This is a genomic window from Enterococcus sp. R12 (genome assembly GCF_058135755.1).
The window spans coordinates 1,121,520-1,133,832 of sequence record NZ_CM176874.1; the positions used below are offsets into that span (position 1 = coordinate 1,121,520).

Here is a 12,313-nt window from a genome sequence, read left to right on the forward strand (position 1 = left end):
AATCAAAATCGAGTTATATTTATTATACCTGTTTCCTAGAAATTTCATAGAAAAGACCCATGGAAAAAGGCGCAATTTTTTTTCCTTTTTTGGTTTAAGAGTGTTATCATAAATAGCGAGAACAGAAATGGAGGGAACACTATGACAATCGATTGGAAAAAAGAGGTCGAAGCCCGCAAAGACGATTTGCTGAACGACTTGATTGATCTATTGAAAGTGAAAAGTGAAAGAGAAGATGATAAAGCGACTGCGGATGCGCCATTTGGTCCTGGACCTCGTGATGCGTTGCTACACATGCTAGCTTATGGCGAACGTGATGGCTTCACAGTCAAAAACGTCGATAACTACGCTGGTCACATCGAATTTGGTGAAGGAGACGAAACATTAGGGATCTTCGGCCACATGGATGTTGTTCCTGCAGGTGACGGTTGGTCAACCGATCCTTATGATCCAGTCATCAATGACAACAAAATCTATGCTCGTGGTTCTTCTGATGATAAAGGTCCTTCAATGGCTGCCTATTATGGGATGAAGATCATCAAAGAATTAGGCTTGCCATTATCGAAAAAAATCCGTTTTGTCGTTGGTTCTGATGAAGAAAGCGGCTGGGCAGATATGGATTACTACTTTGAGCATGAAGAAAAGCCTGATTTTGGCTTCTCACCAGATGCCAATTTCCCAATCATTAATGGAGAAAAAGGAAATGTGACATTAGGGATCCATTTCCAAGGCAACAATGAAGGAGACTTCACGCTGCAAAGCTTTACTGCTGGCTTGCGAGAAAATATGGTACCAGGAACGGCAACAGCAAGCTTCATTGCTCCATCAACAGAAGAAGCATTAGCGATCGAAAAAGCCTTTTTCGATTACGTTGAAGCCAATCCAGTGACAGGGACGATTGAAACAGAAAATGAACAAGTGACGATCGAATTAGTCGGTAAAGGTGCTCATGGTGCCAGCCCACAATCAGGAATCAATGCGGGGACTTTCTTAGCAGTCTTCTTAGATAACTATGCCTTTGGCGGCGGCGCAAAACAATTCATCCATGCAGCAGCAGCCTATGTCCATGAAGATTTCTACGGTGAAAAATTAGGTGTGGCGTACGAAGATGAAAAAATGGGTAAATTGACTATGAATGCGGGCTTGTTTGCTTTCAAAGCGAACCAAGCAGGAACGCAAGCAGACAACTTTATCGCATTGAACTTCCGTTATCCTAAAGGCGTAACTGCGGAAGGACTTGAAATCGGTGTGGAACGCACCGTCGGTATGGAAGGGGCAACCGTTACCCGCAATGACCGCAACATGGAACCTCACTACGTGCCAGCAGATGATCCATTGGTAGAAACTTTATTGGCGGTTTATGAAGAACATACTGGCGAAAAAGGCTTCGAACAAATCATCGGCGGCGGCACATACGGCCGTCTATTGAAACGCGGCGTTGCTTATGGCGCAATGTTCCCTGGCTATGTCGATACCATGCACCAAGCCAATGAATTCATGAGCTTGGATGACCTATTCAACGCAGCGGTGATCTATGCAGATGCTATCTACCGTTTGGCGAAATAAAGAGACATTGATTGGGTCTGTTCACTCGCTAAATAAATACAATTGAACGTTTCGTGCGGCATTCTCGTATCTTTTTCATGTGAGAGAATGCCGCATTTTTTAGTATAGAACAGCGGGCTGAGTAGTAAAAAACACCTCATAGTGATGAGGTGTAGAAGCAATCAGTCTTTACATTTTTTCTTTAGGATTGCGTCAGTGAGGATTTCTGAAAAATCTAAATGCATAGTTCGTCCTAGTTTATCCGCCCATTGAGGAATCGCCAGTTTTTTCTCGACGAAGGTTTGATTCTCTAAATATTCTGAAACATCGACAAGGACCATCGATAGAAATGATTTTTCTTTATCGTAATCGAATTCAAAATCTAAATCGTCTATAAATGGATTGTTCGCTTCCAGTGATAAACAATTAATGGGGGTAGAGAGCGGAATCTCCCGATTATTTTCAATACAATCTGCCAAAACGATTCCGAGCCAATCGGATGCCATGAATAAAGCATCGGCGATGTCTAAGCCTTGAGTGCCGACTTGCTCTGGAAAATCAGGAAAAGAAATAAAATACTTCACTTCGCTTTCGTCTGTATCGGTGTAATAAAACAATGCAGGGTAACTTGCTAACATAGTGTACAACTCCTTTTTCGCAATTCGCTATAGATCTGATTACAATGGTAGCGCTCTTATTTTTCACTAGTACCTAGTAGTCTTAAGCAAGAGTTGTTGCTTTTTCAATTGTACCAGTGTCATAAATACTGAACAATAGGCAATTTTTTTAAGAGGAGAGTATCAATTCAGAAATTCTGATGATTGAAAGAACATCATCTTTTGTGGTAATTTAAAAATCTTTGTGTCTATTATTAATGAAAATGTTCTATTTTATTATTGACATCAAATCATCTGAATGATTTACTTTTTGTAAGGAGTTGAAAAGTGATGCCTGATTTGGTGAAATTTATTTTGGTTATTCTGGCGATTTGGGTGGTTTATCAAGTATTTACGACGATTTTATTTACCCTTTCCCAAAAAGCAGTTGCCAAACGAATCAAAAGCGGGAAGATGTCTGATCAGCAATTGGCGAATTTGTACCACGCTGTAGCACGAGCAAATCAAGGAAGCAATTTCCAAGCGATTTTCTCTTATGGGCTCTTTTACCGCAGCCATGCAAAGCAAAGTGATGCGGTCTATGAACTGTATCGCGCAGAAATGGCGAAAAGAAATCTGCTGTAACCAACTGTGAAGCAGCTGCTTTCGAGAATATTGCTAGAAGTAAAAAAGCCTAGGTCCTGCACAACAAGTGCAGAACCTAGGCTTTTTTGGTATTTACTGGGCAGCAAGCTGTAACAGATAAATACAGATCCTTGCTGCAGCTATTTCTTGTCTTTGCTGCTTTTTTGATCCATGCCCGCACCGATCGCTACCCCTAGTGCGATGCCTAAACCCATGCCTAATGCTAGATTGTCAAAAAACAGCAGCCCAAATGCAGCACCTAATGCCATTCCGACACCGATCCCCAGTCCCATATTGTTAGAAGCGGCTTCCTTTTCTTCAGACGTTTGCGGCGGTTTTTTCGTCATTGTGAAAAACCCCTTTCTTTTTAGTATAGAGGGGTTTCGTTTGGATGACAAATATTCGAACTGCTGCTCAGTGATATGCATCAGGAGAGTGTAGGCGCTGAGTACAGTAAACGGGTTGAACCATTGGTCTATCTTCCGCCGGGCAAATAGTTACGCTCGGGGTTGTAGCGGCGAATGATCTTATTTTCAGCGAGTACGTGCTCATAATAATAAACAGGCGCATCCTTAGTCTCTAGTCGAAAAACAAAGACGAGCGGAACCTTTAAGACGGAATAGCGCGCGGGGATCGCAATATACGATTTTTGATTGCGCTCCATCGTCAGTGCGAATTCATCAAACAAAAGCGCCACTGGTGTGGGAAAGTTTACCAATTCATAATAGTGTTTTTCAAATGCATAGGTTTCTTGTTTTGCATAAGCGATTTTTGCAGCTGGCATACACATTCACCTCACTTAAATTATACGAACGTTTGTTCTTTTTGTAAAGTGAAAAATTACCAAGCGAGGAAAAAGGAGGCGTTCTCTATGAAAAAGATGTTATGCTAACAAGAAATTTGCTACACTAGAGAAAAGAAGGAATCAAAAAGGAGCAGATACCATGGATTACGAACGTTTCGCACGATTGCAGGCACGCTTTGCCGATGAAAAACTGCTGACCCAAGAAGGGGTCTATCGGTTGCGTTTGTCAGGGAAGGCGCAGTTCGAACTAGCCTTTATCAAAACCGGACCCTGTGGCGAGTCTGTCTACCAGCCGCTGATCAAGGGCACTTTTGCTGAAAAAGAAGCAATCCCTACCTATTTGCTGGATCTTGCGGCGCAGCCTATGACGCAAATCAGTCAGCGAACCTCCGAAAATGAAGCAGTGTTAGATAAAGCATTAGTAGAATTAATGGAAAAATGTGAGCAGGCAGTTGCCGTCAACGAAGCCGCACAAGAAGCCACACGTTAATTAGCATGACAAAGATACAAGAGCCGCCTGAACCTGATTTTTTACACTAAGCAAAAAACGATCCTGACAAGATTCCTTGCCAAAGATCGTTTTTTATTTTCCCGTGGTAATTAGTGTCCTCATTCGCCGAAGTGGTCTGAGAAGCCTTGTTGTTTCATAAAGGCCGCGACATCTGGACGTCGCGGTTCACGGAAAAATTCCGTCATTTTCGTTTGCCAATTGGTTTGCTGTTGATTGCTGCTGCGCTGTGCATAATAGGCTTCTGTCGTTTGATTGTACTGGGCTGTTTGCTCCTGCGTCAGCGGTTGATACTGATCGACACTTACGATCGCTTCTTGGGGCAAGCGGACTTTCGGCTTATTTCTGTGTTGCGGATAGCCGATCGTTAAACCGAATAACGGAAACGTCAATTTTGGTAAGCCGACAAGTTCTGCGATACGAGGCAAATCATTGCGGATGCCGCCGATGTAACAAATTCCTAAGTCTTGCGCTTCAGCGTAAGCTACCATGTTTTGGGCAGCGATGGTCGTATCAACGACAGACACAATAAATGGTTCCATCGTGGTTAAGTGGGTATCAGGCACCCCTGCTTGGGTCAGCAGCTGCTGGTGTTTATGTAAGTCGGCGACAAAAAGATAGAAGACGCCCGTTCGAGTGATGTAATTTGGGGCACCGGCAATTTTTTCGATGGCAGCCAGTTTTTCAGGATTACTGACCTCAATGATCGAATAGGCTTGAACAAAGTTCGAACTGGAACCGCTCTGGGCAACCGTTACTAATTTTTGCTTGAGTTCCTTTGATAGTGGGCGGGGTTGAAAATCTCGGACAGAGCTGTGGCGGGTAAAAGTATCAAAAAGATCCATCGTTTTTCCTCCTGTAACGTACAAATTTCTTTCTTCCTTAGTGTAACAGAAAAAAAGGAATGGGGACAAAAAGAATGTTTTCAAAAAATTTTCAAATTGATGTTTTATAGTTGCCAAGCACAAAAGTTTCCGTTATGATAATGATACATTCTTATTATTATTCCTTAGGGGAGTAACCGGTGGCGCAAGCTGCGATAATATCAACAGTAAGTAAGCTGGCGACAGCTTTCTGGTATTATTTGAAATGGTGAGACCTAAGACAAGCGTATACTTGTCTTAGGTCTCTTTTTTTCTAGCAGAGTGCCTAAGGAAAATAAAATTAAAAGGGGCAAAAAAATTGGCGAAAGAAATGTATCAAAAAGAAATCTCGGAAATTATGGCAGAGGTCCAGAGCAGTCCAGAGGGGTTGACGCAGCAAGAGGCAGCCAAGCGGTTAGAAAATGGCTTGAACCAGCTGAAGGAAGCACCTAAGAAATCTAGCTTTGCCTTATTCTTAGATACCTTCAAAGATGCGATGGTGATCGTCTTGCTGATCGTGGCAATCATCCAAATGGTTATGGGTGCCCACGTTGAGTCGATCGTTATCTTCGCAGTACTCTTGTTGAATTCCGTCGTCAGTGTGATTCAAACGAAAAAAGCCGAAGGGTCGTTAGACGCCTTGAAAAGCCTATCGGCACCAGATGCTAACGTCATTCGGGATGGCAAAGAACAAAGTGTGCTGGCGAAAGAATTGGTTGTCGGCGATATCGTTATTTTAGAAGCTGGGGACTATGTACCAGCAGATGGTCGATTGATCGAAGAGGGTTCTTTGAAGGTCGATGAAGGAATGCTGACTGGGGAATCAACGCCAGCGGAAAAAGAATTAGGTGTGATCGATCGTACCGCACCGATCGGCGACCGTGACAACATGGTCTTCAGTGGAACGATCGTCACTTATGGACGTGGTCGGTTTATTGTAACCGCGACTGGTAATGTGACGGAAATCGGTCAAGTAGCTGGCTTATTGGAAAGTACAGTTGAACACAAAACACCATTGCAAAGAGGATTAGACAGCTTCAGTAAAAAACTGAGCTTGGCGATCTTAGTCCTTTCATTGATTATTTTAGGGGTTCAAGTCGCACGGTTGTTCTTAGGTGACGGAACAGGTGATATGACACAAGACTTAGTCAACGCCTTTATGTTTGCGGTAGCCGTAGCCGTTGCAGCGATTCCAGAAGCCTTGCAATCGATCGTGACGATCGTTCTTTCGATCGGAACAAAACAAATGGCGAAGCGTCATGCCATCATTCGAAAACTACCAGCGGTTGAAACATTGGGTTCAACGAGTATCGTTTGTACCGATAAGACCGGGACTTTGACTCAAAACAAAATGACCGTTGTTGACTACTATTTACCAAATGGGCAAACGGGCACGTTCTCCGATGAACCAACTACCTGGACATTGCCTGAAAAACGCTTAGTAGAGATCAGTGTCTTGGCCAATGATGCTGCCATCAGTGAAGATGGGGCGAAGCTAGGAGACCCTACTGAAATTGCTTTTCTGGATTACAGTGAGAAACTAAATCAGCCTTATCGGGCAATTCGTCAACAGTTTCCTCGTTTGCAAGAATTGCCTTTCGATTCTGATCGTAAATTGATGTCTACCTTACATGAGATCGATGGCGAACATTTATTGTTGACCAAAGGTGGGCCAGACATTGTCTTTGGCCGCAGTACCAAAGTCTTGATCGATGATCAAGTCGTGCCTTTAACAGATGAAATCAAGCAGAAATTGCAGCATCAAAACGAAGAATTCTCAAAACGGGCATTACGGGTCTTGGCGTTTGCTTACCGTCCATTGACCGATGCCCAATCACGAGAATTGACACTTGAGGATGAAAATGAGCTGATTTTAGTTGGTTTGATGGCAATGATCGATCCTCCTCGTAAAGAAGTCAAACAAGCCGTAGCGGATGCTAAATCTGCTGGTATCAAAACAGTAATGATCACAGGGGACCACAAAACGACAGCCGTGGCGATCGCACAAGAGATCGGTATTTCAGCCGAGGGCGACTTAGCCTTGACTGGTACGGAATTGGATGCACTTTCTGAAACCGAACTAGCGGATCAATTAGACAAAATCACAGTCTATGCTCGTGTTTCGCCAGAAAACAAAATCCGTATCGTGCGGGCTTGGCAAGACAAAGGCAAGATCTCTGCCATGACCGGGGATGGGGTCAATGATGCACCCGCCTTGAAACAAGCGGATATCGGGATCGCAATGGGAACCGGAACGGACGTTGCCAAAGACGCAGCGGCGATGGTCTTGACGGATGACAACTTTGCCTCGATCATTCGTGCAGTAGAAGTTGGCCGAAACGTCTTTGACAACATCAAAAAAGCCATTTCGTATTTGTTTGCTGGAAACTTAGGTGCGATCATTGCGATCGTCTTTGCCTTAGTGATGGGTTGGGACAATCCATTTACTGCCTTGCAGCTGCTCTTTATCAACCTAGTCAACGACTCATTACCAGCGATTGCTCTAGGAATGGAAAAAGCCGAACCAACGATCATGCAGCGCCAGCCAAGAGATCCAAATGCTGGTATCTTCACTGGAAAAACATTGATCTCAGTAACGTATCGCGGTATTTTGATTGCCGCTGTCGTGATTTTGGCACAATGGTTAGGAATGAACCAATCACCTGAATTAGGTGTAGCGATGGCCTTCTCAACACTTATCTGGAGCCGAACATTGCAAACATTACCAGCACGCTCAAACACTGAGACTGCTTGGCAAGCTGGCCTTTTTGCCAATAAAATGGTATGGTTGGCAATCGTCGTTTGTGGTGGACTATACAGCATTACCTTGATTCCTGGCATCCGTGAAGTCTTTGCGATTCCAGCAACCTTCACTTTAGGACATGTCGGTCTATGTATCGCAATGGCTGCAGTGGCAGTTGTTTTGATGGAAATCACGAAACTGATTATTATTGCCGTTCAAAAACGTCAAGGAAACGTCTAAAGCAAAAAACGTATCGATCGTTTGATCGATACGTTTTTTTGTCGTTTATCCTCACTGCTTAGTTGATTTTTTTCAGCTGACTGATTTGGGCAGCGACTTGCTTCAAGAAGGCTTCTTGACCAGCCGGCTGTTCTTGGCTGTAAAGGTAGGCTTCGTATTGCTGCGTCAAGCGGATAAAATCACCATGGAACAGTGGATAGAATGATTCAAGTCGTTGGGCATAATCGATCAACGGCTCCGCCTCGTTACGGTACAGAACTTTCGTCGTTTGCCGCAAAAACAAAGGATAGGCAGCAACTAGCGGCTGTTTGGTAAAGCGGCAGATCAACCATAAATGAATACGGAAAAACGAATGGCGGAAATAGAAAAGTAGGCCAAGTCCTAGGATAGCTAAGCCTCCAAAGAAGCCATTGCGCAGCGTTTGTTTCAACTCCTCAGTCAACCAAACGTCATCGGTAACCGCGGCTGTTGCAGAACTGCTGGTCGTGGTTTCGCTGCTTTCTGTTTCCGTGCTGCTTGTTGGTGTTGTTTCACTGCTAGCGGTCGGTGTTTCTTCGGAGCTAGTAGATTCTTGAGTCAACACGGGACGATCTGGATTTTGGAAACTAGGGGTCGGTTCAAAAGGTACCCAACCGTAGCCGTCAAAGTAGACTTCCACCCATGAGTGGGCATTCAAGTTGCGAACGGTATAGGTAGTGATGCCGTTTTCTGTTGCAGGAGATCCAGGAGAAAAGCCTTTTGCCCAGCGAGCAGGGATCTCTAAACTCCGTAGTAGCACGACCATTGCTGTGGAAAAATTGTCGCAGTAGCCGACTTGTGATTCAAATAAAAATTGATCAACATAATCTTGCTCTTCTGCAGGCACGACGGCATCGGTTTTGGAATAGCGGAATACGAGCGGATCTTTCAAATAGCTTTCAACCGCCGTGACTTGATCAAACAGACTGTTGCTGTCAGCGGTGATCTCAGCTGCGAGATCTCGTACCCGCTGCGGCAAAGAATCGGGTAACTGGATATAATCGATCGGAGAATCCGGATAGATCAAAGGCAGATTTTGGAGATTTTCTGCGGCAAAATCTGGATGGTCCCAATCGAGGGTCAAGGTGGTGTCTGGGAGTGGATCAATGAGATCGACCCGCTGGATGGCGTCGCTGATCTGAAAACCGCGAGCACCGTTTTCAAGGGACAACGTGCTGCGTCCATAGGGCAATGGGACATAGTCTCCATGGTTTTGAAATTGGACCCGAACAGACTCGTTCTCAAGATAAGCTTGCTGATAGCTTTGATCCGCGATCGTGACGCCCTCTGCTTCTAAGCGAGCCTCTTCGCGGCTCGTACTAATCCAGCCCTTACCAGAATAAAAATCTTTGCTTTCCACCCGCCAGTAATGCGGGGTTTCTTGTTGCGCTTCAAATAAAATCGTCGCATCATCCAGTAGTGGTCCGCCTAATTGACGGTCGTTTTCACTGAATCCAGTGCGAGAGCCGCTGGGCGTGCCATGTTCTTCAATAAATTGATAAAAACCCAGCTGATTCAGATTTGTCCGTATAGGCGTGGAACGGGCTGCCAACTGTTCCCGCAGGCTCGTTTGCGGCAAGTAGACAGCAGTGACGGCTAATCCACCAATCAATAGCATCACAGCGAACCAGGGAGCGATCGTTTGACTGGATTGAAAGACGCTGCGCTGGATCAGTGAAGAAGCCAAGGCACAAAGAAAAATACCCATCAAATGCCACGTCAGATCAAATTGATTAAAAATCACGACTGTTAGCAAGTAGCCGATCATGGTAGCGTAAATCAAGAAAAAGCGTTGATAAGCGATCGGTAAGATCGCTAAAAACAAAACCCAACTAACGATCAATGTCACCGCCGCCAGTTCGGTGATATAGCCGACTTCACCGCTGAGGATCTCTTGAAAGGCACGGTGCAGGTCTAGCCAAAAACGCAACAGCCAATCAAAAGAAAAGGCAGTCCCATAAGGAAAGATCCGATACAAGACGATCAGCCAAGCGGCTGCCAGCAAAGGCAAACTGTAACGGACTTTCGGCACCACGGTCAAAATCAAACAGACACTAAAGGCATAAGTTAAAAGGGTGAACTGATTGCCAAGGTCATAAACTGCGATAAACGGCAAGATCACCAGTGATAGACTGAGAAAGGTCAGAAGACCAATCAGCGCTTTCTTAATAAATCTCATCCTACCGCCTCCTCAAGTTTATTCAACTGCCTCATTAAATCAGCGTAGGTAAACACTTGGCAGCTGTTTTTTGCTTCCAACTGACTGAGGTAGTCTTCCAGTTGTGGGGTAAAAACCGGGGTAATGAAGACAAGATGGCTGCCAGTCAAAAGCGGTACCCCTTCAGGAACTTTCTCGAAGGGAAGGATCTGGGCATAGGCAGCGGCATCCGTTTGGTAAGGAGAAGTCAATCCGTCACCAATCAAGAGCGGCTGAAAAAGTCGTTGATTTTGCGAGAAATGGTGGATCGAATAAAACAGTGTCAAAGTCTCTTCAAAAGCAGGATGATCTTCTCCCCAAAAGAGCAGAACGATGTCTTGTTCTTCTTCATGTTCTCGTTCGCGATAGATCAATTCCTGTTGTTTGCTGGATAATTTCCAATCGATATTTTTTAAGGAATCCCCTAACTGGTATTGACGGAACTGTCGAATAGAAAAATTGGGTTCTCCGTGGGTTTGGCTGCGGACTTGCTGTTTAAAAAATGGCAGCAGGGTAACGGCTTCTGGCGCCAATTTAGGCAGGATCAAAATCGATTGTTTCGCAACTGCAGCGTAGCTTTTTTCAAAAAAGCCAAAGAGATCATGGCTGTACAATTGAACGGGCAATTCTTCATAGATGCCTCGCTCCTTTGGGGTCCAAGGCAGCTGCAGCCGAATCAGATTGCCTCGATAAAAGGCGCTGTGATGACTTTCCTTGAAACGATCGTCAAACTGTAAGGTGAAATCGACCAGCGGCAGCAGCGTCGGGCGATACTTGAAGACTTGCAGCGGTAAGGTGATCGCTGTGTGTGTTTCAGCTTGGATCGATTCTTCTAAAATGATTTGGACCTTCTTGAGGGAGGGGAGCAAGAATACTGCATCAAGCAACAATAACAAAGTCAGTAAAAACCAAAGGCTCCAGCCAGCATTATTATTGAAGATCACACAATAAGCCAGCAGCAGAAAATAGGCAGCGCTAAACAACAGGAGGCGCAGCAGGCGTTCAAGCTTCTTTTTCTTCATCGCTATCTCCTCGTTGGGACAGGCACTCGTTGGATCATCTGTTTCATCAAGTCTGAAAGGGTCTCCGTGCTGGCATGAACGCCACCTTTCAGTAATAAACGATGACCGAAGACTGCTGGTAAAATTCGCTGCAAGTCTTGCGGCGTGACAAAGGTCCGACCTTCCGTCAACGCTAACGCTTTTGCCCCTTTTAAGAAGGCGATCCCACCACGAGGGCTGATACCAAGGTCAATGGCATTATGCTGACGGCTCGCTTGAACCAGCTGCAATGCGTAACGGGCGACCCGCTCATCGACATACACGTCATCGACCATCGCTTTTAAAGCAGTCACTTCATCAGCATGTAAAATGGTTTGGATCTGATCCAAGCTTTGCTGTCGTTTTCCAGTCAAGAGGGCGAGCTCATCTTGAAAATCTGGGTAACCGATATGCAGGCGGAACAAAAAACGATCCAATTGGGCTTCAGGCAAAGGATATGTTCCTTCATACTCGATTGGATTTTGCGTGGCTAAAACAAAAAAGTGGGGACTCAATGGGTACGTTTGATTGTCGATGGTGACATGATTTTCTGACATGGCTTCTAAGAGTGAGGCTTGCGTCCTTGGTGTGGTTCGGTTGATCTCATCTGCCAAGAGGACGGAGGTGAAGATCGGGCCAGGACGAAACTCGAACTGGTGGCTTTGGGAATTAAAAATCGACACACCTAACACATCGTTAGGTAAAAGGTCTGGGGTAAACTGTACCCGTTTGTAGTCACTTTGAATGGCTTTGGCTAACGATTTGACCAACATCGTTTTCCCAACACCAGGGATATCTTCGAATAAAACGTGTCCGCCAGCAAGCAGCGCAGCCACGGTAAATTGGATCACATCTCGTTTGCCTAAAATCACTTTTTCCACTTCTGCGATCAAGGCATCTATTTTTTGTAATTCAGCGGTCATCTGATAACCTCCCTACGTTCGTTTCTTCCATTGTAACGGTTTTCTAGGACTGTCGCAATTTTCGTGTAACAATTAAAGAAAATTTCAAGAATATTCAAAAAAGAGAAATCCTTTCTGCGGATTTGCGAAAGAAAAACAAAAAACTCCCGAAGCGTTTCCTCGGAAGTTTGCGTTTGATAGAAAAGAAGCG

11 protein-coding genes are annotated in these 12,313 nt (G+C 44.8%); 4 read left to right on the forward strand and 7 right to left on the reverse strand.

Annotated features, from left to right (window positions below):
* The first annotated feature begins 141 nt into the window (after positions 1 to 141).
* Entirely contained in the window at positions 142 to 1,566 is a 1,425-nt protein-coding gene (gene pepV / locus ACTW1R_RS05235; RefSeq protein WP_005225493.1) for a dipeptidase PepV, read from the forward strand.
* Between the two features lie 161 nt (positions 1,567 to 1,727).
* On the opposite strand, the gene ACTW1R_RS05240 is transcribed toward pepV, so the two are convergent.
* Entirely contained in the window at positions 1,728 to 2,183 is a 456-nt protein-coding gene (locus ACTW1R_RS05240; RefSeq protein ID WP_081116579.1) for a type II toxin-antitoxin system HicB family antitoxin, read from the reverse strand.
* 309 nt (positions 2,184 to 2,492) lie between these two features.
* Between ACTW1R_RS05240 and ACTW1R_RS05245 the strand changes: the two genes are divergently transcribed.
* Positions 2,493 to 2,786 carry a hypothetical protein gene (locus ACTW1R_RS05245; RefSeq protein WP_005234725.1) on the forward strand — a complete coding sequence of 98 codons (294 nt, stop codon included), beginning with the start codon at positions 2,493 to 2,495 and terminating at the stop codon, positions 2,784 to 2,786.
* A 140-nt stretch (positions 2,787 to 2,926) separates the two neighbouring features.
* Here the strand turns inward: ACTW1R_RS05245 and ACTW1R_RS05250 are convergent, their stop codons facing one another.
* Together ACTW1R_RS05250 and ACTW1R_RS05255 are read right to left on the reverse strand one after the other, a co-directional pair.
* Positions 2,927 to 3,133 (reverse strand): glycine zipper domain-containing protein, encoded by a 207-nt coding sequence (locus tag ACTW1R_RS05250; RefSeq protein WP_034857684.1) that lies wholly within the window; start codon positions 3,131 to 3,133, stop codon positions 2,927 to 2,929.
* Positions 3,134 to 3,261: 128 nt separating this feature from the next.
* The gene (locus ACTW1R_RS05255) at positions 3,262 to 3,570 is read right to left on the reverse strand and encodes a DUF5960 family protein (RefSeq protein ID WP_008378984.1); all 309 of its coding nucleotides are present in this window, start codon (positions 3,568 to 3,570) and stop codon (positions 3,262 to 3,264) included.
* Positions 3,571 to 3,730: 160 nt separating this feature from the next.
* Here ACTW1R_RS05255 and ACTW1R_RS05260 point away from each other — a divergent pair, with 160 nt between their 5' ends.
* Complete coding sequence (locus ACTW1R_RS05260; protein WP_375826227.1) at positions 3,731 to 4,081, forward strand: hypothetical protein; 351 nt, start codon at positions 3,731 to 3,733, stop codon at positions 4,079 to 4,081.
* Between the two features lie 119 nt (positions 4,082 to 4,200).
* On the opposite strand, the gene ACTW1R_RS05265 is transcribed toward ACTW1R_RS05260, so the two are convergent.
* Positions 4,201 to 4,944 carry an NADPH-dependent oxidoreductase gene (locus ACTW1R_RS05265; protein ID WP_375826228.1) on the reverse strand — a complete coding sequence of 248 codons (744 nt, stop codon included), beginning with the start codon at positions 4,942 to 4,944 and terminating at the stop codon, positions 4,201 to 4,203.
* Positions 4,945 to 5,293: 349 nt separating this feature from the next.
* Between ACTW1R_RS05265 and ACTW1R_RS05270 the strand changes: the two genes are divergently transcribed.
* Entirely contained in the window at positions 5,294 to 7,945 is a 2,652-nt protein-coding gene (locus ACTW1R_RS05270) for a cation-translocating P-type ATPase (RefSeq protein ID WP_375826388.1), read from the forward strand.
* A gap of 58 nt (positions 7,946 to 8,003) precedes the next feature.
* On the opposite strand, the gene ACTW1R_RS05275 is transcribed toward ACTW1R_RS05270, so the two are convergent.
* Genes ACTW1R_RS05275 through ACTW1R_RS05285 form a run of 3 tightly spaced genes read right to left on the reverse strand, consistent with a single transcriptional unit; the run spans position 8,004 to position 12,123 of the window.
* Positions 8,004 to 10,142 carry a transglutaminase-like domain-containing protein gene (locus ACTW1R_RS05275; protein ID WP_375826229.1) on the reverse strand — a complete coding sequence of 713 codons (2,139 nt, stop codon included), beginning with the start codon at positions 10,140 to 10,142 and terminating at the stop codon, positions 8,004 to 8,006.
* A complete protein-coding gene (locus tag ACTW1R_RS05280) occupies positions 10,139 to 11,182 on the reverse strand; it encodes a DUF58 domain-containing protein (RefSeq protein WP_167822982.1) in 1,044 nt (347 codons plus the stop codon). The genes ACTW1R_RS05275 and ACTW1R_RS05280 overlap by 4 nt, the downstream gene beginning before the upstream one ends.
* A 2-nt stretch (positions 11,183 to 11,184) precedes the next feature.
* Positions 11,185 to 12,123 (reverse strand): AAA family ATPase, encoded by a 939-nt coding sequence (locus tag ACTW1R_RS05285; protein WP_005225502.1) that lies wholly within the window; start codon positions 12,121 to 12,123, stop codon positions 11,185 to 11,187.
* Positions 12,124 to 12,313: the final 190 nt, after the last annotated feature.